Here is a 21475-nt window from a genome sequence, read left to right as displayed (position 1 = left end):
CCGGGACGACATTCTGAGAACACCGGTTAGAATGCGATCAATGAATCCATCGGAGTAGTTCATGCGCCCGGTAATCCGATTTCCAATGCAGGCCGCCCTGGCGCTGCTTCTCGCGCTAGCCACGCTGGTCGGCTGCCAAACCGTCAAGTACCGTACGCTAGAAGCCTTTGGCGTGGAAAAGCGCGACATCCTGTCCGGCCGGGTCGAATCGGCCCGCGACGCGCAGGACGACGCCAAGGAACAGTTCTCCTCCGCCCTGGAACAGTTCCGGGCCACGGTGGCTTTCGACGGCCGTGAACTGGAAGATCTCTACGACCGCCTCGACGGCGCCTACCAGCGGAGCGTCAGGGATGCCGACCAAGTACGCGAACGCATCGATGAAGTCCGCGACGTGGCCGAGGACCTGTTCGACGAATGGTCGGAAGAACTCGACGACTACGAGAGCGTGGACCTCCGCCGCCGCTCGGCCAAACTGCTGCAGGAAACGCAGGATCGCTACGAGCGCATGATCACCGCCATGGAGCGAGCCGAGGCGACAATGGAACCGGTGCTGCAGGCCTTCCAGGACCAGGTGCTGTTTCTCAAGCACAACCTCAACGCCCGGGCCATCTCCGCACTCAGAGACGAACTCGACAGCATCGAGTCCGACACCCGCGCGCTGATCGAGGCCATGAACGAGGCCATCGCCGAAGCCGACGCGTTCATTCAGGCGCTGGAATAGATACCCTCTGTCGTCCCGGAAGCCGCAACGCGGCTATCCGGGACCTCGCACACATCCGGCGGCACTCAGTCAGGCCGTACAGACACCCGGCGTGCGGGGTCCCGGCTCGGAGGCCGGGACGACAACAAGAATGGCGCGGTGACCAGCATTCAGAGCCGGGTACCAAACAGCCAGTCGCCGATCGGATAGGTGATATTGAAGTTCTTGTCCGTCATCAGGGTCGTGTCGTGATGGCGGTGGTGCAGGCGGCGCAGACGGCGCAGGAAGGGAAACTGCAACAGCCTCGACTCCTCGGGCAGATGATAGGCGAGATGCAGCAGTTCGTAGTTGAGGTAGTAGCCCAGCGCGGTGGCCACAAACAGCCAGGCAACATTGGCCGAGGCCAACCAGGCCAGCAACAGGCCGCTCGGCAAAGCGAACCCCCCGAAGAAAAACACCATGAGCACGGCCGGGAAAAGTACCGCCCGGCAATCCCGCCAGCCCTCCAGTGCCATGTGCTGGTCGGTAAAGAAACGGTGGTGCTGGCCGGCGTGTCGCTTGTAGATCAGGCCCAGCCCGGGCACTTTTCGATGCATGACCCAGCGATGACCGACATACTCGACCAGGTTGGCATAGAGAAAGGTCAGCGGAATCGCCAGCCATTCCAGCTCCGAGACCGACTCCAGGCGCCATGCACAAAGGGCGATGCCGCCCAGGGTAAAAACCAGCACAAATGCGAAGTGCGCTCTGCCCGAATAATTCGGGCCGATGTTCTCCTGCCGATAGGCGGCTCGGTAATCGGCGTTGCTGACCATGCAATCAGATTGCCACTGCAGTGGGTGTGCTGCAAGCGGGATGGGTCTGCGCAAGGTAGCATTAGTTTGGCGTGAGAAGCCGCAAGTCGTGCGGGTCTCGACAAGTCAAAGGCAGTTTCGCCCGGCACGCTTCGCGCGCTCTCGCGGTGGCGCCTTCAATGCCCTGTCGGCAAACAGCTCGTTGCCCCGAGGCCGCTGTGCCGGCTTCGACAAGTCAAAGGCGGTTCCGCCCGCCTGCTCCGCAGGCTGATGGCGGGTACCTTTTTTCATGCGCGAAAAAAGGCACGAAAAACGCGCTTAAAAGACAGACGGATTCGACTCAGCAGCCTTCTGGCGAAGTGGCTTCACAGGATTACGATTGGGGCTTCGCTCGTGCCCGGCCGGATTCGTTGAGGCTTCGATTCAAGGCTTGGCGTGGCCCGACCGCTTGCCCCGACCTCGATAAATGCCAACAGCGGCGCCAGGGCGCCCACACTCGACGCTATGGCCCTTTAGCCTTATCCTGCCCCGCGGTGAATGGAAGTTGGCCTCTTCGAAGTCGTACCGTTTCGGTGCGGGCTACGCCCGCTTTTTACCGAAGACACCACCCAATTCGACCAATCAGGAGCGAAGACGCAGGCAAAATCCTGAAGCCCGCACGTCTGATAAGTCCTGCGGCGCATCCGCAATCTTTCAAGCGCGCTTTTGGTTACTTTTTTCGCGCGAGAAAAAAGTAACTCGCCGCAAGAGCCTGCGAAGCAGGCCGGGCGAAACAGCATTTGAAGTGTCGAAGCCCGCACCGCGTTCGGTGTCTCCAAGCGCCCCAGCGACAGGAAAGTGGATGAACCGCCCGCCATCACCCCGCGTGGCAGACAAGCGAGGTGGCACATTCACACCCAATGGGGCACCATAACCCCATGAATGCTGCAGAACTTTTCGTCAAGTGCCTGGAAAACGAAGGCGTCGACTACGTCTTCGCGGTTCCCGGCGAGGAAAACCTGGCCTTGCTCGAGGCGCTACGCGGATCGAGTATCCGGTTGATCGTCACCCGTCACGAGCAGGGTGCCGGATTCATGGCCGCCTGCTACGGACGGCTGACCGGCAAGCCGGGCGTCTGCCTGTCGACCCTCGGCCCCGGCGCGACCAACCTGATCACACCCGCTGCCTACGCTGAGCTGGGTGCCATGCCGCTGGTACTGATCACCGGCCAGAAGCCAATCAAGACATCCAAGCAGGGCCATTTCCAGATCATCGACGTGGTCGATCTGATGCGGCCGGTCACCCGCTACACGCGGCAGATCGTGTCGGCGGCGACCATCCCGTCGCGCGTGCGCGAGGCCTTTCGCCAGGCCGCCGAGGAACGCCCCGGCGCCACCCACCTGGAGCTGCCCGAGGACATCTGCGAGGAAGAGACCGATGAGTTGCCGATCAAGGCCAGCATGCACCGCCGCCCCGTGGCCGAGGAAAAGGCCGTCAACGCTGCCGTCGAGGCGATCGAGAAGGCCCGGCACCCGCTCCTGCTGATCGGCGCCGGCGCCAACCGCAAGCTGACCGCGCGCATGTTGCGGCGCTTCATCGACCACACGGGTATACCGTTCGTCAGCACGCAGATGGGCAAGGGCGTGGTCGGGGAAACCGACTGCTGGATGGGCACCGCCGCGCTGTCGGAAGACGACTATGCTCACCGGGTCATCGAGCGCGCCGACTGCATCATCAACATCGGCCACGATGTGGTCGAAAAGCCGCCGTTTTTCATGCGTGAGGGGCGGCGTACCGTCATTCACGTCAACTTCTTCAGCGCGGAAGTCGACCCGGTCTACTTCCCGCAACTCGAAGTCACCGGTGATATCGCCAACGCCGTCTGGCAGATCGACGAGAAAATCACCGTCCAGGATCACTGGGATTTCAAGTTCGCCCACAGAGTCCGCTCAGCCATGCTCGAGGACCTGGATCGTGGTCGCGACCTGGACGGTTTCCCGGTCCATCCCCGGCGGGTCGTTCACGCCGTGCGCGACGCCATGCCCGAGGACGGCATCGTCAGCCTGGACAACGGCCTCTACAAGGTCTGGTTTGCCCGCAACTATCGCACCACGCGACCCAATACCCTGTTGCTCGACAACGCCCTGGCAACCATGGGCGCAGGGTTGCCGGTCGCCATGGCTGCCCGCCTCGTCCATCCGGAACGCAAGGTCCTGGCGGTATGCGGCGACGGCGGCTTCATGATGAATTCCCAGGAAGTCGAAACGGCGGTGCGGCTGGGACTCGACCTGGTCATCCTGCTCCTGCGCGACGACGCCTACGGCATGATCAAGTGGAAGCAGCAGGACATGGGGCTGGCAGACTTTGGACTGGACTTCGGCAATCCGGACTTCGTGCGTTACGCCGACAGCTACGGTGCCAGCGGCTACCGGGCGGAATCCCCCGCTCATCTGGACGAACTCCTGCGCGAGTGCCTGGATCGTCCCGGCGTCCATCTCATCGACTGCCCGGTCGACTATTCCGACAGCCAGCACGAGCTGTTCGAGGCCATCCCCGAGGCCAGTGCATCGTTAAGCGGCTGATCGGCGCCTTCAATCCAGTGTCGCCCCGGAATCGGCGTAAGCCGATACCCGGGGCCTCGCAAGCATCACCGGGTACGACTCTGGCGTAGCACCAGCCGAAATGTGTGAGACCCCGGACAGTCGCGTCGCGATTTCAGGGGCGACAGGGCGAACCAGAGGTTGGCATTCGGCATGCTCGACCGCATCTGAACGAATAGGCGACTCGACGACAAAAATTTATGAAGCTCCCCGAGAAACAATATGTTGCAAGCTTCGACGTCGACGCTCAACGCACGTTCACGCCGCTGTGCCCGGATGAACTACCGGTCGACGAAGGCGACACCATCGGCCCCGAGCTCAACCGTCAGGCCGGCTTTGCCGCCTTCCGGCTCGGGTCGAAGGACGCCCACAACCCGAAGGCCGTGTGGGTCACGGACATCCCCCAGAAGATCGGCAGGCCCGGCGTGGATGGCGACAATGTCGAGGAACACTGGCCGGTCCACGCCGTCCCCGGCACCGAGGGCTTCAAGCTCGTTCCCGGCCTGCCCCGCCCGGCCGATTACGATTTCTTCGTCTGGAAGGGCGTGGAGCTGGACATGCACCCTTATGGCGCCTGCTACCACGACATCGCCGAGAAAATGAGCACTGGCGTCATCGAGTGGCTCCGGGCGCGTGAGGTCAGCCACGTGCTGGTGGGCGGCCTGGCCACTGATTTCTGCGTCTGGGCGACCGCACGGCAACTTCAGCAGGCCGGGCTCCAGGTCATTCTCAACCGGGGCGCCTGCCGCGGTATCGCGGATGAAAGCATCGGCCAGGCACTCGAAGAGATGGAGCAGACTGGCATCGAGTTCATCGATAGCTGTGACGATGTGGAGCAGCCGGCATGATCATTGAATCGCTGCTCGACACCGACATCTACAAGTACTCGATGATGCAGGCGGTGCTGCATCAGTTTCCCGGCGCCGAAGTGGAGTACCAGTTCAAGTGCCGCAGCGAGGGCGTCGACCTGAGCCCCATCCGTCAGGACCTTGAACGGGAGATCGAGCACCTTTGCTCGCTCAAGCTCGGACCCGAGGAGCTGAATTTCCTCAGCAGCCTGCGCTACATGAAGTCGGACTTCATTGAGTTCCTGCGACTTTTCCACCTGCAGTCGCGCTTTGTCGAGATCGGGGAGGACGACGGGCAGCTCACGATCCGGATTCGCGGACCCTGGCTGCACACCATCCTGTTCGAAGTGCCGGTGCTGGCCATTATCAGCGAGCTCTACAGCCGCCATGCCTGGCCGGATCACGAACTGAAGAAAGGGCGAGAGCGCCTGGAGCAAAAGATCGAGCAGGTCAAGGCCCTCGACGAGCCCGAAGAGTTCGTTTTTGCGGACTTCGGCACCCGCCGCCGATTCTCGCGCGAGTGGCACGACGAAGTCATCGAGACGTTCGCCTCCGAAGTCCCCGGGAGCTTCCGCGGCACCAGCAACGTCCGCCTGGCCAAGGAACTCGGGCTGGTGCCCATCGGCACCATGGCGCACGAATTCATCCAGGCCTGCCAGGCGCTGGGACCCAGGCTGGCCGAGACCCAGCGCTTCGCTTTCGAGGTCTGGGCGCGTGAGTACCGCGGCGATCTCGGCATCGCCCTGTCGGACACCTACAGTCTCAGAGCTTTCCTGCGCGATTTCGACATGTACTTCTGCAAGCTATTCGACGGCGCCCGACAGGACTCGGGGGACCCGATGGCATGGGGGGAAGCCATGATCGAACACTATCGGGAGAACCGGATCGATCCGAAATCGCGCAACCTGATTTTTTCCGACTCGCTGACGATTCCTCGGGCCGCCGAAATCTGGGAGCGATTTCGTGACCGCATCAACGTCTCATTCGGGATCGGCACCGACCTGACCCACGACACCGGCGTGAAGCCGGTCAACATCGTCATCAAGATGACCGAGTGCAACGGTCAACCGGTGGTCAAGCTTTCCGACTCCCCCGGCAAGGTCGTATCCACGGACCAGCACTACCTGGCCTGGGTTCGACAGGCCTTCGATGTGCCGGCTGAATGAGCGCGAAATCCTCAGTGCTGATATGGATGCGCTAGAATCCGACCAATGACTACCGACAACAAGCCCTTGGCCGGCCGCAGCGTGTCTCTGGTGCTGGGCTCGGGCGGTGCCCGCGGCCTGGCCCATATCGGCGTGATTCGCGCGCTCGAAAAGGCCGGCCTCGAGATCCGGCATATCGCCGGCTCCTCCATGGGGGCCCTGGTCGGCGGCATCCATGCTGCCGGGCGTCTCGACGCCTACGAGGAATGGGTCTGCGGGCTCGAGCAGTCGGACATCCTGGCACTGGTCGACTGGAGCTTTTCCGGTGGTGGCCTGATCCGCGGCCGCAAGATCATCAACAAGCTGGCCGACCTGATTGGCCACTATGACATCGAGGACCTGGAGACCGAATTCACGGCCGTTGCCGTGGATCTGGACCGGGGCCGTGAAGTCTGGCTGGACCGGGGCCCCTTGTTCGACGCGATTCGCGCTTCCATCGCGATTCCCGGCGTTTTCGCGCCGCACGAGTACCGCGGGCGCACCCTGATCGACGGCGGCATTCTCAACCCGGTTCCCATCGCGCCGACCTTGCGCACCATCAACGACCTGGTGGTTGTCGTCGACGTCAATGCGCCGGCCGTCCACCCCCCGCCGCTGGAACAGCAGCGGGAGGAATCCGACGATGACGACAGCATGCTCATGCGGGTCCGGGAATTCATGAATGGCTGGCGCGACAGCGAACGGAACGAAAAGGACGAACGCCCGGGTCTGATGGCCGTGATGATGCGCGCGCTGGACACAATGGAAGCGGCCATCGCCCGCCATCACATGGCCATCTTCCGCTCGGATATCATGATCAGCATTCCGAAGAACACCTGCTTCGTGCACGAATTTCATCGCGCATCCGAGGTGATCACGCTGGGCGAGAAGCTTGCCGAAGAAGCGCTCGCCTCAACCGATGTGGAACGGCTGCACCACGCCGACTGACTGTAGTAAAAGAAACCGGAGGATCACCGATGTCCAATAATGACGACAGGCTGTTCGACGAAGCCGCCGACGCCGTGGTCGACCTGGGTAACCGGCTTGCCGCCGACAACCCGGATGTCGACCCCTGGGCGCTGGCGGACGGCCTGATCGCCGGCGCCGTGCACTTCTGGCTCTATTCCCATCAGCCCGAATCGCCGGTGCCGTCCGACGACGACCTGACCACTGCGCGCGAGCGCGTCGAGGAACTGATCGACCAGGTCATGCAGTCGGCCGAAGAGAGCGAGTATCTGCACTCGCCGCAGGACAGCGACGTCGGGCGGGCGTGAAAACATATTGGAACCACGGAAAACACCGAATTCACCGAATACGGAATGACTGTCGCCCCGGAAGCCGCAAGGCGGCTATCCGGGGCCTCGCACACTTCCGGGGGCATTGAGCTGGCCCGTGCCGGACTGGCAATTGCGAGGTCCCGGCTCTTCGCTGACGCTCAGGCCGGGACGACAGGAGGCCTTTACTGCCTGCTCTTCTCTCGGATGGCACGGAACTCGTTGCCTTCATACCACTCGGGCCAGCTTTCGCTGTCGGCGACTGAACGGCCCACGCTGTAGAGCAGTTCCACGTCTTCGGCCACGCCGCGCAGATCCCAGTCCTCGCTGTAGGTATCGGCGGTCTTGTGATAGCGGTTGGCTCGATAGTCGGCCTGCCATTCCAGACCGTACTCGCGGCCGTTCTCGCGATGATCCACGCCACCCTTGGCGTACAGGGCCGGGATGCCGATCTTGGCCAGGTTGAAGTGGTCGGAGCGGTAGTAGTAGCCGGCTTCCGGACTGGGCTCCTGCTCGATATGACGGCCCTGGCGCTCTGCGGCCTCGGCCAGGGTTTCTTCCAGCTCGGAGGACCCGTAGCCGATGACGGTGACGTCATTGGTTGGTCCGAGCACGGTCATGGCATCCATATTGATGGCTGCAGCCGTATCCCCCGGCGCGTAAACCGGGTCGCTCGCGTAGTGTGCCGAGCCCAGCAGCCCGTATTCCTCGAGCGTGACCGCGGCGAACAGCTGAGTACGTTCGGCCGGTCCGACCTCGGCGTTCAGCCGCGCCAGTTCCAGAAGGCCGGCAGTTCCGGAAGCATTGTCCACGGCACCGTTGTAGATACCCTCGGAACCCGACCGGGCCATGTTGCGCCCGAGATGGTCCCAGTGCGCCATGTAGATCACGGCCTCGTCCGGTCGCTCGGAGCCGGGCAATTCGGCCAGCACGTTGTACGACTTGCCGCGTCGAATGCTGTTTCGCACCTGGGCGGAAGCCGTGGCGTCCAGGCTCACCCACTCGAACCCGGGCTGTTTGGCGCGCTCCTTTTGCGCCTCGTAGTCAAGGCCGGCCCCGGCGAAAAGGTCGCGGGCGGCGTCGACGGTTAGCCAGCCTTCCAGGGCCACCCTCGGGGCGGATTCATCGCTAGCCAGAACGAACTCCGCGCCGGACCAGGAATTGACGACCACTTCCCAGGGATAGCTGGCCGGCTCGGTTTCATGCACCACCAGCGCGGCCGCCGCGCCCTGCCGGGCCGCTTCTTCGTACTTGTAGGTCCAGCGGCCGTAGTAGGTCATGGCGCGGCCGTTGAACAGCGCTTCATCAACCGTGGCGAAGCCGGGATCGTTGACCAGCATGACGACGGTCTTGCCCTCGACGTCGAGACCGTCGTAATCGTTCCAGTCGTACTCGGGCGCGACGATGCCGTAGCCGACAAATACAATCTCGGACTCCTCGATCGCGTGCGGATCGGTACCCAGGCGACGCGAATTGATCACCATCTGCTCTGGATAGGCCAGGGTCATGCTGTCACCAGCGAGGTCGACCGAGATATCGCTGCGCTCGGCATTGGTCAGCTCGATCATGGGCACCGGCTGCAGGTAGCTGTCGCCATAGCCTGGCTTCAGCCCCATCTCGCTGAATTCACGCACGAGATAGTCGATCGTCATGCGACCGCCACGGGTGCCCGGGGCGCGGCCCTCGTATTCGTCCGAGGCCAGGGTGGCGACATGCTCAGCGTACCGATCTGAATCCACACCGTCACCCGGCACTTCGGGAAGCGATTCTTCCACCTCGTCGGCCTGGTCCGTGCCGGCAGCATCCGAGCTGGATTGCGCCGATTCGGCGCCGGAAGCGTCGTCAGCGGATTCGGAAGGGGATTGACCACCGCAGGCGGCCAGCAGCAATACAAGAATAAGGCTCAGCAGACGAATCATGGAAATCGAGCTCCGTGGCAAAACCCCGATTCTAGCACTCCCTCAATTCAGATAAGGCCGCCCTCAAGTGCCTTCAGCACGGCCCGGGTGCGGTCCCGGACCCCCATCTTGGAGAGAATATTGGAAACATGGTTCTTGACCGTCCCCTCGGCCACGCTGAGGGCCCCAGCAATCTCCTTGTTGGAGTAACCGCCGGCCATCAAACGCAGGATTTCCGTCTCTCGGGAGGTCAATGGATCCGGCTGAGGCAGGCTGGTGAAATCCGTGCGCATCTTGCCGAGGCCTTTCATCAGCCGCTCGGTAACCGCTGGCTTCACCAGGGTCTCGCCCTCCGCGACCGCCCGGACGGCTGAAATCAATTCCTCGAGCGCGACATCCTTGAGCAAGTAGCCCTTGGCACCTGCCTTGATGCCCGCCAGCAGAAGGTCATCGTCGTCGAAAGTGGTGAGAATGATCGTCGGAGGAAGTTTGCTCTCCTGTTGCAATTCCTCCATGACATCCAGACCGTTCTTGCCGGGCATGCGCATATCGAGCAGCAGGACATCAGGCTTGATCTCCGGAATCCGCTCGATCGCAGTCTGCCCGTCCGGGGCTTCGCCGGCGACTTCAATGTCTTCTGCCAGCTCAAGCAGGGAACGAACGCCCTGCCTGACCAGGGTCTGGTCGTCGACCAGCATGACTCGAATCATGATGCTTGCTCCATGGGTAACCATGCTTTGACCTGAAATCCCGCACCCGGTCGCGTGGCGATATCCAGCCGGCCACCAAGTTCTCGCAAACGCTCACGCATGCCGCTGATACCGTTACCAGGCACCAGGTTGGGGGTACCGCATCCATCGTCACGAGCTTTTAGGACGATTCCCTGATCGTAGCTGGACAGACTGATCCAGAGATTGCCTGCACGCGCGTGACGGACTGCGTTTGTGATCAGCTCCTGGGAGCAGCGCAAGAGAATCTGCGCTCGCTTCGGGTCGGTCTGTGCCATTTCGGACGGAATCTCCAGGTGGATATTCAGGTCCGGCACACCAGCAGCCAGCATCTCAAGCGCCTGCTTGAGATCGACCTGGTCATCCCGGCGCATATCGCTGACCACCTCCCGCACGTCCGCTAATAGAAGGCGCGCAATGGAGGCAGCCTGGTCGACATGCTCGCGCGGCTTTCCTTCGGAGGTGTGGCTGGCCACTTCCAGGTTCAGCGTCAACGCCGTCAGGTGGTGCCCCACCAGGTCGTGAAGCTCGCGCGATATCCGAACACGCTCGGCGACGCGAGTGTTCTCCGTCAGAAGCGATTGTGTAGCCAGCAGTTCTGAGTTCACCCGTCGGAGCTCCGCCCGAGCCTGCATTTGCTTGAGTGCCAACAAGGAGGCAATGAAGGGAAATGAGGTCAGCCCGAGGTTCATCAGCAGGTAGACGAGGAGGAGGAGCCAGCTCCCTTCAGGGCTGAATACGATCCAGACGCTGAAAGCGAGCGCTAGGCACACCACCCCCACCATTCCGATCACCAGCGGCAGAATCCAGGGTAACAGGGCCGCCACCAGCATGGCCAGGAGGCTGCCCAGGCCGGTATGGGTGAAATAAGTAACGCCGAATGCCGATATCGACAGGACCAGCATCACCGTCACGCGCTGCCAGAACGGTGCCGTCCGCTGCTGGCCGATGACCGGATGCCATAAAACGAGCAGGAACAGCAGGGCCGCCGACCACCAGCCGATGATGTCACCGGTTTCAGGCCTTTCTGGCAACAGCCACGGAAGGAGGATCAGCGGCAGCGCAGTCAACATCCAGACAAGCACCCCGACATAGCGAAGCCAGTCGATGGTACGGATCTCCGCCAGCGAGCCGAGTCGATCCACGAGATGTTTCAGAGCCATGACGGGATTCTAAACCGTAAGCCGGGTTGGAACATGGGCCAGTCGTCATGAGCACAAAAAAAGCCGCCGGAGCGAACTCCGGCGGCTTCAGGGTCTTTCATCGGCCGCTACACCGGTGGCGCAGCGAACCGTCGGGTCAGATGATCAGACCCGGAAGTAACGGATGCTCAGACCACCCACCATCAGCATGAGCATGGTCAGCACAACCAGGCCCCAGGGCTGCATGGTCGGGATGACCAGCGGCTGACCGGTGCAACTGAAGTTGTAGGTCACCGTGCCATTATTCGGATCATTCGTGTCGCAAGTCAGGCTGGCCGAATACGAGCCTGGGTCCGGAACAGTACAACTGACATCGAAAGATCCCGCTTCGCCCGCCGCGATGGGGGAAAGCGACTCAGGACTCGATCCAAGACTAATCTGGCTCGTGTCACCGGATAGTCCGGAGCAATTGCTGATTGTCAGATCCTGATTACCTTCGTTCGAGATGCTGACGGACTCATTCAGCGAGGATCCCGGAGCAGCAACGCCTAGATTGACGTTGAGGTTGGATACGAAGCGGGCTTCTTCAACGCCATCACCTGTAGCGGTGACAGATGCTGACTGAGTATCGCCATTACCGTCGGTGCCTTCCGCCGTCACCGAGGTGGAGAGGCCGTCGCCGGCACTCTGTGGATCGAAGACAAGCTCAAACGTGCAGGAGGCATTCTTCGGGAGATCCTCTCCAGAGCAGTTGTCGCTTCCAGCGGGAATGCTGTAATGGGTGTTGTCACCTAGTGCAAGCGAAATTCCGTCGACAGTGGAGTTATCGGCTCCATCACTGGTAACCGTTACCGTCATGGACGAGGTTTCTCCGGTAAGAACATCGCCAAACTCTATAGGATCGGGCTCCATGATCAGCGCGCCGGCCGGGCCTTCCGTCCCCGTTCCACTCACAGCGACTGCATCATTCGTCACCTGACCGGCGTCGCTACCAATGACGAGGTTCGCGCTAAATGGACCCCCAATCGCTTGCGGGCTGAATACCGCTTCAATTTCACAGCTCTCGCCATCAGCGAGTGTGAAAGGAATTGGACCGCAATCAATATCGGACCACTCAAAGTGGGTGTCATCATCGTAGGCAATAGAAGAGACCTGCAAGTCAATTTCATCGGTACCGTCGTTGGAGATCGTGATGGGCTCCGCAGCTGATGAAAAACCACTTTGCGTATCCGGAAAGCCAATGCTCGGCGGCTGGACATTCAGAACCGCGCTTTCTTCAACAACCTCAATATTGGCGTCGGTAAATGTTCCTGGCGTGACATCAGTGCCGGTACAATCAAGGACTTCAACGATGTTGTTGGTTAGCGTCACCGTGTCCCCGGTTGTCAACCCACTGGCCAAATTGACTTCAATGGGTCCCGCGCCGGTGAAATCATCAATTGTGGAACCAAAATCAACCAACGCGAGCCGGATGGTTTCGTCGACCGGGTAGCCCTGGCCAGCGCACTCACCGCCCCCGGTTTCCAGTTCACAGGCAGAAAAGGTGCTACTGGCATGCGGCTCGGGAACACCGTCAAGACAACTACTCGTATCAACCGAATCGACTTCTGCCGGGTCAAAGACAATACACACGGAAATCCCGCACACCTCGGCAGGATCGGTATTCGTAAAGTCGTATGAAATCTCTGCCGTTCCTGGTGAGTTCGCGCTTGTATCCTGAAGATTTAGGTCAGGCTGCGCGAAAGCCACAGTAAAAGGCAGGGCCAGCGCCAAGAACGCGGCAGATGCTAGTGTCGCCAACGGACGAAAAACTCTGCCTGTCTGGAAAGGAATATTCATCAGTACATCTCCGAGGTTTATGCTAATTAACTATACTTTTTCTCAGGAAATCTGCCTCAAAGCAGATTATTTACGCAGAACAAATCACCGATCGTCATGCTGCCATTTTCGTCGCAATCTGGCTGACCGGCTGCAAAATCACCGCCAGGAGCGAGTTCATTGTTCACAGCAAAGAGATCGGAAATAGTTAGCGATCCAGAAGCATCGGCGTCACCAACCATCAAACGACCCGGACGTTCAACCCGGCGAGAATCGAAATCATCAAAGTCAATCCAACCGGAACCCGATTGGCCGTTAACATTACCGAGAAACGCGTTTTCGATCGTCATGCCGGAGGTATCGATAGTAGATGATGGAGTTACATCATCAGCGCCATCTACAATAAAAGCAATCTGCGCGTCGGCTGCTTGCTCCCAAACAAATTCGATGGAATGCCACCCACTTCCAGCACCAGCGACATCCAGGGTGTGTTCCGTTTCGCCAGAGTCCCATACATGCAGTGACAGATCTCCGCCATCGTACTGGACTTGAATCTGATCGTCGGTTCCATCGTTTGCAGCAAACAGCACAACCGGTCCGGACGGCGTCGCATCATCCAGGAACACATAAAACCTAGCAATGTAATTCGTCTCGCCACCCGGACTTCCGTCGGTAACGTAGCGTTCCGTGCCATCTACATCGACGCGCAGACCGCAGGGGCCGCCGTATCGGCGGTTGTCACCCTCCTGTTTGCCCGCATCGGCATCACTCAAACCGCTGGCGGTGGGAGCACCATCAACTTGCCAGTTAGAGATTACGCAGTCCTGCGCTTGGGCGTTGAAAGTGAAGCCCAGGCAAGCCGTCATGGCAATACCGGCCAGAAGTGCCTTGCGGCTGTTTGTCACAATATTCATGGTCATCAATCCTCTCGATTGGGCTGTTTCTGTTGCAGAGTAAACCGTCTGACCGGCACACACCTCCCGAGGAAGCTATTTTCCGCAAGCGCGGCAGACACTTACAAAGCCCTGCCCAGAAACTCTCGATGCGAGTTTAGCCCATGACATAAGGGGCTGCAACCCGAACCCGAATTTCAGAGCAGTGGGACTCCTACCCTAGTAATACGCATTTGGGCGGGGAAGCGTGTCAGGTTTTTTCGCTCGGTCCGAACTGGGGTTTGGATCGGGCCTCTCCCCCAGCCAGATACAGAAAAACCCGCTCTAGGCGGGCAAGGGGCCTCGGTCAAAGTCCGTGCAAAACCGGGGACTTACGGGATGGACTGCGCCAGCTTCGCTGGCTTGCCCCTCGCTTCGCTCGGGGTAGCTCCGCCCGCTTCGCGGGCTACGCATCGTTCCCTCTCCCCCAGCCAGATACAGAAAAACCCGCCTAGAGCGGGTTTTTCTGTATCTGGCTGGGGGAGAGGGATTCGAACCCCCGCTGACGGAGTCAGAGTCCGTAGTCCTACCACTAGACGATCCCCCATGAGATCGTTTGCTTTTCCTCCGATCTGGATCGAAGGGATTCGGCGAGTGGATTTTCGTCGCTGGCAAGGCTTTGGGCCGCGGAGGAAGCGCAGTGTACTTGCGTGTACATGAGCATTCCGGAGCGGCCCGAAACGCCGCCAGCGGCGAAAAGGCGCCGCCGAATCAGCGCTTGGAGTACTGGGTGGCCTTTCGGGCCTTGTGCAGACCGATCTTCTTGCGTTCGACCGCGCGATCGTCACGCGTGCAGAAGCCGGCTCTGCGCATCGGGCTGCGGAGCTCTTCGTCGTACTCCATCAGGGCACGCGTCAGGCCCAGGCGGATTGCGCCGGCCTGGCCGGTCGTGCCGCCGCCGCTGACGGTGGCGTTGACGTCAAAGCGGTCCAGAAGCTCGGCGAGCTCGAGCGGCTGGCGCACGATCATCTGGGCAGTCTTGCGGCCGAAGAATTCGTCCAGCGGCTTGCGGTTGACGGTGATCTGACCATTGCCGCGACGCAGGAAAACGCGTGCGCTGGAGGTTTTGCGTCGGCCGGTGCCGTAATACTGTTCAGTAGCCATGTCTTTTCAGTCGTCCTGTTCTTTACAGTTCCAGCGGCTGCGGCTGCTGGGCGGCGTGCGGGTGCTCGGTACCGGGATAGACCTTGAGCTTCTTCAACATTGCCCGACCGAGCGGTCCCCGCGGCATCATGCCCTTGACCGCCATCTCGATGACCGTCTCCGGCCGCTTGGCCAGCTGCTTTTCCAGGGTGATCGACTTCAGGTTGCCGATATAGCCGGTGTGCTTGTAGTAGACCTTGTCGCTCATCTTGCGGCCGGTGACGTGGATCTTGTCGGCGTTGATCACGACAATGTAGTCGCCGGTGTCCACGTTCGGCGTGTATTCCGGCTTGTGCTTGCCGCGGAGGCGACGGGCCACTTCGGTGGCCAGACGGCCTAGCGTCTTGCCGTCGGCGTCGACCAGATGCCACTGGCGGCGCACGTCTTCTGCCCTGGCGCTGTAGGTTTTCATGATTCCGTTCGCTCGCTGAATTGAGAACGTTGCAGTAAAGAGCGGGAATTCTACAGCAAGCATTCTGGCCCTGCAACAGAATTTCAGTCGTTTTCCGAGGCCTCGGCGGGCAGCATCAGCCGCTCGACCGGGCGCCCCTCGATCACGTGCGACTGGATGATCTCGTCGATGTCGGCTTCGTCAATGTAGGTGTACCAGACGCCCTCGGGGTACACCACCAGGCAGGGCCCCTCCTCGCAGCGATCCAGACACCCGGACGTGTTGGCCCGCACGCCGCCGGCTCCGGCCAGGCCCAGCTCCTTGAGCTTCGACTTGGCGTAGGCGCGCAGCCGTGCCGACCCGCACCGGCCACAGGAGGGCCGCTCGGCGCCTTCAGCGCGTACGTTCGTGCAGAAAAACAGGTGGTGGCGGTAGTAACTCACTGTTCACCGAACTTGTAGACCAGGTTGGCCGTGGTCAGCGTATCGGTCTTCTCGATGCCGGGATCGACGTCCGTGTTGTGGCGTACCGCGCCCGACAACTTGAGCGCGAAGCGTGAGTTGATCGCCACCTTCAGGGATAGCTCGTTTTCGGCGAAGGTGTTGTCGCTGCCGGACTCGACCAGCAGGGCGTTGCTCAGGTCCGCCGTCTCGGAAATTGTCCAGGCGTAATCGGTGGAAAGTCGCCCGATCACGTTGGTTTCAGTGGCGGCGAGCGGGTCGTTGGACTCGGTACGGCGCACGCCCGGCCCGACTTCCACCGACAGCTGGTGGGTGTCGGAATCCAGCAGCTGCCGCCCGTAGCCCATCGACAGGCTGGCCTGGTAATCGTTGCTGGAAAACTCGTCCTGGTCGTAGCGCAACGCGCCGAACAGATAGGATTTCTCGTTGAAGTTGTAGCCGGACTTGTAGGCCAGCGTGTAGCGCTCGGCGTTGAGCTGGCCTTCGTCCTCGGCGCGCAGCGCTGTCATACGAAGGAGGTTACGCCATTTCTCCGATTGGCGCTCGAACTCCAGGCCCAGATTCAGGGTCTCGGTCTCGGAATTGCCGCGAGCCATCACGAAACCGAATTCGCCCTTGCCCGACCACTCGGCGGCTTCAGCCGGGCACACCAGCCAGCCGCACATCAGAATCATCGCAAAAGACTGCATGGAAAAAGCTTTCTTCGTATTGAAAAGGCGCACGGCTGGCACTGACAACTCCCTCATGTCAAAGTTTCTCCCGTTTTTCATTGCCCAGCTTGAAATCAGCCGTCGAAGTATAAAACGTGTAGCATCCTCGTCATGTAAAGCACCTGATCCGGTCCCGACTCCATGCGTGAACTCACCCCCCTCGACCAAATCCTCGGCCAGCTCGACAACGGCCTGCGCGCGGCCTTCGGGCCGCCACCGTCCGGCACCCGGCCTTCTCCCGCCAATGGCCTCGACGAGACGGGGCTGGACGAAAACGAGCGCCGACTGAGCGCGGGCCTGATGCGCATCAATCACACCGGCGAGGTCTGCGCCCAGGCGCTTTACGCCGGCCAGGCCGCCACGGCGCGCAGCAGCGAGGTGCGCGAACAGATGGCCGAAGCCGCGCGCGAGGAAGAAGACCACCTGGCCTGGTGCGCCGAACGGCTCGACGAACTGGCCAGTCGCCCCAGCCTGTTCAACCCGCTGTGGTACGCCGGTTCGTTTTCCATCGGTGCGGGCGCCGGCCTGGCCGGCGATCCCTGGAGTCTGGGTTTCGTGGAGGCAACCGAACGCCAGGTCGAGGCCCACCTCGACGAACACCTCGACCGCCTGCCGCCGCAAGACCAGCGCTCACGCGCCATCGTGTCCCAGATGAAAGAAGACGAGGCCCGCCACGCCCAGATGGCCCTCGACCACGGCGCCACCATCCTGCCCGCGCCGGTGCAGCGCCTGATGTCGCTGACCGCGGGCATCATGAAGGCGGTGGCATACCGAATCTGAAAAGAAGGTTTCAGGTTTCAGGTTTCAGGTTCCGGGTTCCGGGTTCCGGGTTCCGGGTTCCGGGTTCCGGGTTCCGGGTTCCGGGTTCCGGGTTCCGGGTTCCGGGTTCGCAACATTATTCGCTTGGCACGACCGATCGCGGCTCGTCCGCCCACCGATTCTTCCGGATGCCGCCTGAACCCTGAAACCTGAACCCTGAACCCTTTCTTTTTTATCCCCGGATAATCCTTCGCCGAATCTCGCCGGAGACCATGTCGATCGCCAGCACGATCAGGATGGTGAGCACCAGCACCGCCGCGGCCTTGTCGAAGTGGCGATACCTGAGGGTATTGAGCAGCACGCCGCCGACCCCGCCGGCGCCGACGACGCCGAGCACCGCCGAGGCGCGGATATTGAGCTCGAAGCGGAACAGCCAGTGGGCGATGATTTCGGGCAAAACCTGTGGCAACACGGCAAATCGCAACGCCATCACGCGTGAGCCGCCGGCGGCCTCGACCGCCTCGACCGGCCCGAAGTCGATCGAGTCGACCACTTCCGAGCCCAGCTTGGTGAGCATGCCGATCGAAGAAATGCCAATGGCCAGCGCCCCGGCGAACGCGCCCAGGCCGACGATCGGTACGAAATAGATCGCCAGCAGGATCTCGGGAAAGGCACGTGTGGTTGCCGAGATCAGCTTGACCACGCGGGCGAACTTCGGAAACAGCGATCTGGCGCCAAGCAGGGCCAGCGGAAGCGAGAATACGGCGCCGATAATGGTCCCGATCCAGGCGATCTGGATGGATTCCGCAATCGACGGCAGTACCCTGTCCCAGCCGTAGGCCATGTCGGCCGGGTAAAAGAAGCCCAGCACCTCCGCCATCTGCGCCGGCAGTTTGCCCAGGCGCTCCGGCGAGAAGCCGATCGCCCACATCGACCAGAAGAAAAGGGCAGCAATGATGAACGTCGCCCAGGTCGCCCCACCGATTCGCCTTTGCCTCTGAAGCTTCGAGCCGCTCATGCCAGCCGACTCCGGATCGCCTCGGAAATCTCCTCGATGATCAGCACGGCCACCAACACCACCAGGACGATCATGGCCACCCGCTCGTACTCGAAATTCGCACGCTGGGTCTCGAGGATCATGCCGATACCGCCGGCACCGACCAGGCCGAGCACCATCGAGGCGCGCACGTTCAGCTCGAAGGCGTAGAGCGCGTAGGAGACATAGTGCTGCATGGCCTGGGGAATGGCGCCGAACTTGAGCATCTCGAGCCAGGTGCCGCCCGCCGCGCGCACCGCCTCGGGCAGGCCCATGTCGATCGACTCGAGCGACTCCGACCAGAGCTTGGAGATCACCGCGACGGTGAACACCGATAGCGCCAGCGCCCCGGCCACCGGCCCGAAGCCGACAGCGGTGGCGAACAGCATCGCCCAGAACAGGTCCGGCAGCGTGCGCAGCACGTTCATGAAATTGCGATCGGCAAACCAGATCACCCGGCCGAGAGTGAGGTTGCGTGCGGCCAGCACGGCAACGGGCACCGACAGGATGCCGCCGATCACCGTACCGATAATGGCAATATTGAGCGTCTCCATGAACGGCTCGGCCAGTCGCGGCAGGTAACTGAAGTCGGGCGGCCAGGATTCCGCCAGCAAACGCCCGCCGCCGCTGATATTGCAAAGGAACTCGACCACGGAAAAGCCGATACCGTTGCCCGACCACCAGGTCATCGCGAGGAGGAAGCCGGCCGTGCCGCCGATCAGCCACCAGTTGCGGGGAGGACGATCAGGAAGCACCATTCCGCTCCGTTTGTCGGAATGACCAATGACCAAGCACCAATTTGCAAACAAGGACCGAATGTCCAATGAACAAATGACCCAAACCACGCCGCACCGCCGCTGGCTGCCATCCGTTTTGGTCATTGATCATTCGATCATTGGCCCTTGATTGAAAATTGCTGCTTGGTACTTGGAAATTGGCTTTCATGACGACCCTTCTTCCAGCAAATCGTCTTCCGTAAACTCCCTCCCGTAAATATCCCGGAAGTCCTCGTCGGTGACCGTCTTCGCCGATCCGTCGTAGACCAGCTCGCCGTGCTTGAGTCCGATGATGCGCTTGCCATACTCGCGCGCCAGGTCGAGGAAGTGCAGATTGACCAGGGTGGTGATGCCCAGTTCGCGGTTGATGCGCACCAGGTCGCGCATGATCTGGTGGGTGGTGACCGGGTCGAGCGAGGCCACCGGTTCGTCGGCCAGGATGATCGCCGGCTCCTGGGCCAGGGCGCGGGCGATACCGACGCGCTGCTGCTGCCCGCCCGAGAGCGTGCTGGCGCGCACCCAGGCTTTTTCGGGAATACCGACGCGCTCGAGGGCCCGGATCGCGATATCGCGGTCATGCTGCGGCCACAGGTTGAACATGGTTCGCCAGCCGGGCACGTGGGCCAGGCGGCCGATGAGCACGTTATTGATCACGCTCAGGCGCTTGACCAGGCGAAAGTCCTGGAAAATCATGCCGACGCGCTTGCGCAAGGCCCTCAGCTCCCGGCCTTCGCGCTGTGACACCTTTTCACCGTCGACCTCCACGGACCCTGAAGTCAGCCGGTTGAGTCCATTGATGGCGCGAAGCAGGGTCGATTTGCCCGCACCCGAAGAACCGACGATGACGACGAACTCGCCGGGTTCGATCTCCAGGTTGATGTCCTTCATCCCCACCGTGCCGCCGGGATAGGTCACGCCAGCGTCGATGAAGCGGATGCGGCCGCGCTGCTCAGTCATGTCTCATTCCCCTGGGTCGATTCCTCGTTGGGTCGATTTATCGGCTGGTGGTCATTCGCGCAGCAGTTCGTAAGCCTCGCGCACCGGGTCGTAAAGCCCCTCGGTGGCGGGCACGAAGCCGTCGATTTCATACAAAACCCACAGCACTTTTTCTTCGCGCGGCAGGTGGGCCTGTGACTCGGCCAGCTTGACGAAGGCCTCGGCGATGGCCATTTGCAGATCCTCGGGCAGGCCGGGCCGCAGCTGTACCCCGTCGTTGGGAATCATCACCGTGTGATCGAAGGTGATGACCTTCTCGCCGATGTCGGGGTACTGGTCGTCGATGAACATCCGCACATCGTCGTAGGCCACGGCAAAACGAACGTCACCGGCGTAAACGGCCAGTGCGGCCGAATCGTGACCGCCCACGAACAGGCCCTCGACGTCTTTTCGCGGGTCCATACCATGCTGCATCAGATGCACGGACGGAAACAGGAAACCGGAAGTGCTGTTCGGGTCCGTGAACGCGACGGTTTCGCCCTCGAGCACGCGCACGTCGCCCCGGCAGGTCAGGAAACCGCGCTCGTCCTCGACCACCGGCGTGTCGCACACCGACGGGTCGTTGGTCATGAACTGCGAACGGTAGCCGGTCTCGCCCTCGCGAACGGAAATCAGGATGGTCTCGATATCGTAGCGGCGCTGGCCCAGCATGGCGGCGAAAGGCGGCAGCATGCCGATATCGGCGCGGCCGGTGCCGAGCGCCTCGACCAGGCCGGTGTAGTCCTGCGGCACGAAGCTGGTCACGGGCATGCCCAGTTCCTCGCTGAGGAAGTCGGCCAGCGGACCGAGGTTGTCGACCATGGCTTCGGCTTCCAGCGAAGGCACCAGGCCGAGCACCAGCTCATTCGGCCAGCCGCGTTCGTCGACCTGATCGCGCGGGCAACACCCAATCAGGACGATCGCCAGCAGTGTCAGGGAAGCATTTCGCAACGGACCCGCCCTTTTGAGACTGGCGTCATGTTAGCGGATTTACCGAAGCCGAACATGACAGCCAAGTGACTGCTGAGGAACCTCTGAACAACTCTGCGCGGGCGCGACGGGTCTTTGCGGGAGGCACGCACGACGGCTCCACTCCAGGGCTCCTTGCGCTTCGCGCAAACCGCCCTTGCGTTCTCGCCTGTGCTGCTCCGGCTTCGGCGAGCGTGGTTTGGTGGTTCCAAATGAGTGAGCCGAAACGGGGCGGAGACCCCGCAAAGGCCCGTCCCGAAGGGTTTTGCCGGAGAAGCCGCATCTCGCGCATTGCGCCGCTCGGCCGTAGCTACGGCTACTGTCACTCGCGTCGCAACACACGATCTGCGGCTTCTCC

The 21475-nt window shown here is 61.5% G+C and carries 22 protein-coding genes and 1 tRNA gene; 8 read left to right on the top strand and 15 right to left on the bottom strand.

Annotated elements, in window-relative coordinates:
* Positions 1–61: 61 nt before the first annotated feature.
* The gene (locus ACDC66_RS08490; RefSeq protein ID WP_376696276.1) at positions 62–721 is read left to right on the top strand and encodes a DUF2959 domain-containing protein; all 660 of its coding nucleotides are present in this window, start codon (positions 62–64) and stop codon (positions 719–721) included.
* 149 nt (positions 722–870) lie between these two features.
* Here the strand turns inward: ACDC66_RS08490 and ACDC66_RS08485 are convergent, their stop codons facing one another.
* A complete protein-coding gene (locus ACDC66_RS08485) occupies positions 871–1515 on the bottom strand; it encodes a fatty acid hydroxylase family protein (RefSeq protein WP_376696275.1) in 645 nt (214 codons plus the stop codon).
* Between the two features lie 896 nt (positions 1516–2411).
* Between ACDC66_RS08485 and ACDC66_RS08480 the strand changes: the two genes are divergently transcribed.
* From ACDC66_RS08480 to ACDC66_RS08460, 5 genes are all read left to right on the top strand, one after another.
* Entirely contained in the window at positions 2412–4055 is a 1644-nt protein-coding gene (locus ACDC66_RS08480; RefSeq protein WP_376696274.1) for an acetolactate synthase large subunit, read from the top strand.
* A gap of 218 nt (positions 4056–4273) precedes the next feature.
* Positions 4274–4921, top strand: coding sequence for an isochorismatase family protein (locus ACDC66_RS08475; protein ID WP_376696273.1), 648 nt, complete (start codon positions 4274–4276; stop codon positions 4919–4921).
* Positions 4918–6087, top strand: coding sequence for a nicotinate phosphoribosyltransferase (gene pncB, locus ACDC66_RS08470; RefSeq protein ID WP_376696272.1), 1170 nt, complete (start codon positions 4918–4920; stop codon positions 6085–6087). Before ACDC66_RS08475 ends, pncB begins: the two co-directional genes overlap by 4 nt.
* A gap of 45 nt (positions 6088–6132) precedes the next feature.
* Complete coding sequence (locus ACDC66_RS08465) at positions 6133–7053, top strand: patatin-like phospholipase family protein (RefSeq protein WP_376696271.1); 921 nt, start codon at positions 6133–6135, stop codon at positions 7051–7053.
* A 29-nt stretch (positions 7054–7082) separates the two neighbouring features.
* A complete protein-coding gene (locus tag ACDC66_RS08460) occupies positions 7083–7379 on the top strand; it encodes a hypothetical protein (RefSeq protein WP_376696270.1) in 297 nt (98 codons plus the stop codon).
* Between the two features lie 185 nt (positions 7380–7564).
* Here the strand turns inward: ACDC66_RS08460 and ACDC66_RS08455 are convergent, their stop codons facing one another.
* The 10 genes from ACDC66_RS08455 to ACDC66_RS08410 form a co-directional block, all read right to left on the bottom strand.
* Positions 7565–9298 carry a M28 family peptidase gene (locus tag ACDC66_RS08455; RefSeq protein ID WP_376696269.1) on the bottom strand — a complete coding sequence of 578 codons (1734 nt, stop codon included), beginning with the start codon at positions 9296–9298 and terminating at the stop codon, positions 7565–7567.
* A 47-nt stretch (positions 9299–9345) separates the two neighbouring features.
* Positions 9346–9975 (bottom strand): response regulator, encoded by a 630-nt coding sequence (locus ACDC66_RS08450; protein WP_376696267.1) that lies wholly within the window; start codon positions 9973–9975, stop codon positions 9346–9348.
* A gap of 8 nt (positions 9976–9983) precedes the next feature.
* Complete coding sequence (locus ACDC66_RS08445) at positions 9984–11168, bottom strand: sensor histidine kinase (RefSeq protein WP_376696266.1); 1185 nt, start codon at positions 11166–11168, stop codon at positions 9984–9986.
* Between the two features lie 144 nt (positions 11169–11312).
* Positions 11313–12986, bottom strand: coding sequence for a choice-of-anchor D domain-containing protein (locus ACDC66_RS08440; RefSeq protein ID WP_376696265.1), 1674 nt, complete (start codon positions 12984–12986; stop codon positions 11313–11315).
* A 56-nt stretch (positions 12987–13042) separates the two neighbouring features.
* On the bottom strand, positions 13043–13879 hold the full coding sequence (locus ACDC66_RS08435) for a hypothetical protein (RefSeq protein WP_376696264.1): 837 nt from the start codon (positions 13877–13879) through the stop codon (positions 13043–13045).
* Between the two features lie 491 nt (positions 13880–14370).
* Positions 14371–14444 (bottom strand) — tRNA-Gln (locus ACDC66_RS08430).
* A gap of 164 nt (positions 14445–14608) precedes the next feature.
* Positions 14609–15001, bottom strand: a complete 393-nt coding sequence (gene rpsI, locus ACDC66_RS08425) for a 30S ribosomal protein S9 (RefSeq protein WP_376696263.1) — start codon at positions 14999–15001, stop codon at positions 14609–14611.
* A 22-nt stretch (positions 15002–15023) separates the two neighbouring features.
* Positions 15024–15452 (bottom strand): 50S ribosomal protein L13, encoded by a 429-nt coding sequence (gene rplM / locus ACDC66_RS08420; protein WP_376696262.1) that lies wholly within the window; start codon positions 15450–15452, stop codon positions 15024–15026.
* Between the two features lie 83 nt (positions 15453–15535).
* Complete coding sequence (locus ACDC66_RS08415) at positions 15536–15874, bottom strand: (2Fe-2S) ferredoxin domain-containing protein (RefSeq protein WP_376696261.1); 339 nt, start codon at positions 15872–15874, stop codon at positions 15536–15538.
* Complete coding sequence (locus ACDC66_RS08410; RefSeq protein WP_376696260.1) at positions 15871–16581, bottom strand: DUF481 domain-containing protein; 711 nt, start codon at positions 16579–16581, stop codon at positions 15871–15873. The genes ACDC66_RS08415 and ACDC66_RS08410 overlap by 4 nt, the downstream gene beginning before the upstream one ends.
* 162 nt (positions 16582–16743) lie before the next feature.
* Here ACDC66_RS08410 and coq7 point away from each other — a divergent pair, with 162 nt between their 5' ends.
* Positions 16744–17382 carry a 2-polyprenyl-3-methyl-6-methoxy-1,4-benzoquinone monooxygenase gene (gene coq7, locus ACDC66_RS08405; protein ID WP_376696259.1) on the top strand — a complete coding sequence of 213 codons (639 nt, stop codon included), beginning with the start codon at positions 16744–16746 and terminating at the stop codon, positions 17380–17382.
* Between the two features lie 211 nt (positions 17383–17593).
* On the opposite strand, the gene phnE (ACDC66_RS08400) is transcribed toward coq7, so the two are convergent.
* Positions 17594–18379, bottom strand: coding sequence for a phosphonate ABC transporter, permease protein PhnE (gene phnE, locus ACDC66_RS08400; RefSeq protein ID WP_376696258.1), 786 nt, complete (start codon positions 18377–18379; stop codon positions 17594–17596).
* Positions 18376–19155, bottom strand: coding sequence for a phosphonate ABC transporter, permease protein PhnE (gene phnE, locus ACDC66_RS08395; protein WP_376696257.1), 780 nt, complete (start codon positions 19153–19155; stop codon positions 18376–18378). The genes phnE (ACDC66_RS08400) and phnE (ACDC66_RS08395) overlap by 4 nt, the downstream gene beginning before the upstream one ends.
* 25 nt (positions 19156–19180) lie before the next feature.
* Here phnE (ACDC66_RS08395) and ACDC66_RS08390 point away from each other — a divergent pair, with 25 nt between their 5' ends.
* The gene (locus tag ACDC66_RS08390) at positions 19181–19303 is read left to right on the top strand and encodes a hypothetical protein (protein ID WP_376696256.1); all 123 of its coding nucleotides are present in this window, start codon (positions 19181–19183) and stop codon (positions 19301–19303) included.
* A gap of 35 nt (positions 19304–19338) precedes the next feature.
* Here ACDC66_RS08390 and phnC read toward each other — a convergent pair whose 3' ends face one another.
* Both phnC and ACDC66_RS08380 read right to left on the bottom strand, forming a co-directional pair.
* Positions 19339–20130, bottom strand: coding sequence for a phosphonate ABC transporter ATP-binding protein (gene phnC, locus ACDC66_RS08385; RefSeq protein WP_376696255.1), 792 nt, complete (start codon positions 20128–20130; stop codon positions 19339–19341).
* A 51-nt stretch (positions 20131–20181) separates the two neighbouring features.
* Positions 20182–21099, bottom strand: a complete 918-nt coding sequence (locus ACDC66_RS08380; protein WP_376696254.1) for a phosphate/phosphite/phosphonate ABC transporter substrate-binding protein — start codon at positions 21097–21099, stop codon at positions 20182–20184.
* Positions 21100–21475 lie beyond the last annotated feature (376 nt).

Source organism: Wenzhouxiangella psychrophila (assembly GCF_042310375.1).
Taxonomy (GTDB): Bacteria; Pseudomonadota; Gammaproteobacteria; order Xanthomonadales; family Wenzhouxiangellaceae; genus Wenzhouxiangella.
Note: the sequence above shows the minus strand (reverse complement) of the source record. Positions and strands in the feature narration are given on the sequence as shown.

Coding starts and splice junctions, on each gene's coding strand:
- ACDC66_RS08490 (WP_376696276.1), top strand. CDS start 62: ATGCGCCCGGTAATCCGATTTCCAATGCAGGCCGCCCTGGCGCTGCTT.
- ACDC66_RS08485 (WP_376696275.1), bottom strand. CDS start 1,515: ATGGTCAGCAACGCCGATTACCGAGCCGCCTATCGGCAGGAGAACATC.
- ACDC66_RS08480 (WP_376696274.1), top strand. CDS start 2,412: ATGAATGCTGCAGAACTTTTCGTCAAGTGCCTGGAAAACGAAGGCGTC.
- ACDC66_RS08475 (WP_376696273.1), top strand. CDS start 4,274: ATGAAGCTCCCCGAGAAACAATATGTTGCAAGCTTCGACGTCGACGCT.
- pncB (WP_376696272.1), top strand. CDS start 4,918: ATGATCATTGAATCGCTGCTCGACACCGACATCTACAAGTACTCGATG.
- ACDC66_RS08465 (WP_376696271.1), top strand. CDS start 6,133: ATGACTACCGACAACAAGCCCTTGGCCGGCCGCAGCGTGTCTCTGGTG.
- ACDC66_RS08460 (WP_376696270.1), top strand. CDS start 7,083: ATGTCCAATAATGACGACAGGCTGTTCGACGAAGCCGCCGACGCCGTG.
- ACDC66_RS08455 (WP_376696269.1), bottom strand. CDS start 9,298: ATGATTCGTCTGCTGAGCCTTATTCTTGTATTGCTGCTGGCCGCCTGC.
- ACDC66_RS08450 (WP_376696267.1), bottom strand. CDS start 9,975: ATGCTGGTCGACGACCAGACCCTGGTCAGGCAGGGCGTTCGTTCCCTG.
- ACDC66_RS08445 (WP_376696266.1), bottom strand. CDS start 11,168: ATGGCTCTGAAACATCTCGTGGATCGACTCGGCTCGCTGGCGGAGATC.
- ACDC66_RS08440 (WP_376696265.1), bottom strand. CDS start 12,986: ATGAATATTCCTTTCCAGACAGGCAGAGTTTTTCGTCCGTTGGCGACA.
- ACDC66_RS08435 (WP_376696264.1), bottom strand. CDS start 13,879: ATGAATATTGTGACAAACAGCCGCAAGGCACTTCTGGCCGGTATTGCC.
- rpsI (WP_376696263.1), bottom strand. CDS start 15,001: ATGGCTACTGAACAGTATTACGGCACCGGCCGACGCAAAACCTCCAGC.
- rplM (WP_376696262.1), bottom strand. CDS start 15,452: ATGAAAACCTACAGCGCCAGGGCAGAAGACGTGCGCCGCCAGTGGCAT.
- ACDC66_RS08410 (WP_376696260.1), bottom strand. CDS start 16,581: ATGCAGTCTTTTGCGATGATTCTGATGTGCGGCTGGCTGGTGTGCCCG.
- coq7 (WP_376696259.1), top strand. CDS start 16,744: ATGCGTGAACTCACCCCCCTCGACCAAATCCTCGGCCAGCTCGACAAC.
- phnE (WP_376696258.1), bottom strand. CDS start 18,379: ATGAGCGGCTCGAAGCTTCAGAGGCAAAGGCGAATCGGTGGGGCGACC.
- phnE (WP_376696257.1), bottom strand. CDS start 19,155: ATGGTGCTTCCTGATCGTCCTCCCCGCAACTGGTGGCTGATCGGCGGC.
- ACDC66_RS08390 (WP_376696256.1), top strand. CDS start 19,181: ATGACCAAGCACCAATTTGCAAACAAGGACCGAATGTCCAATGAACAA.
- phnC (WP_376696255.1), bottom strand. CDS start 20,130: ATGACTGAGCAGCGCGGCCGCATCCGCTTCATCGACGCTGGCGTGACC.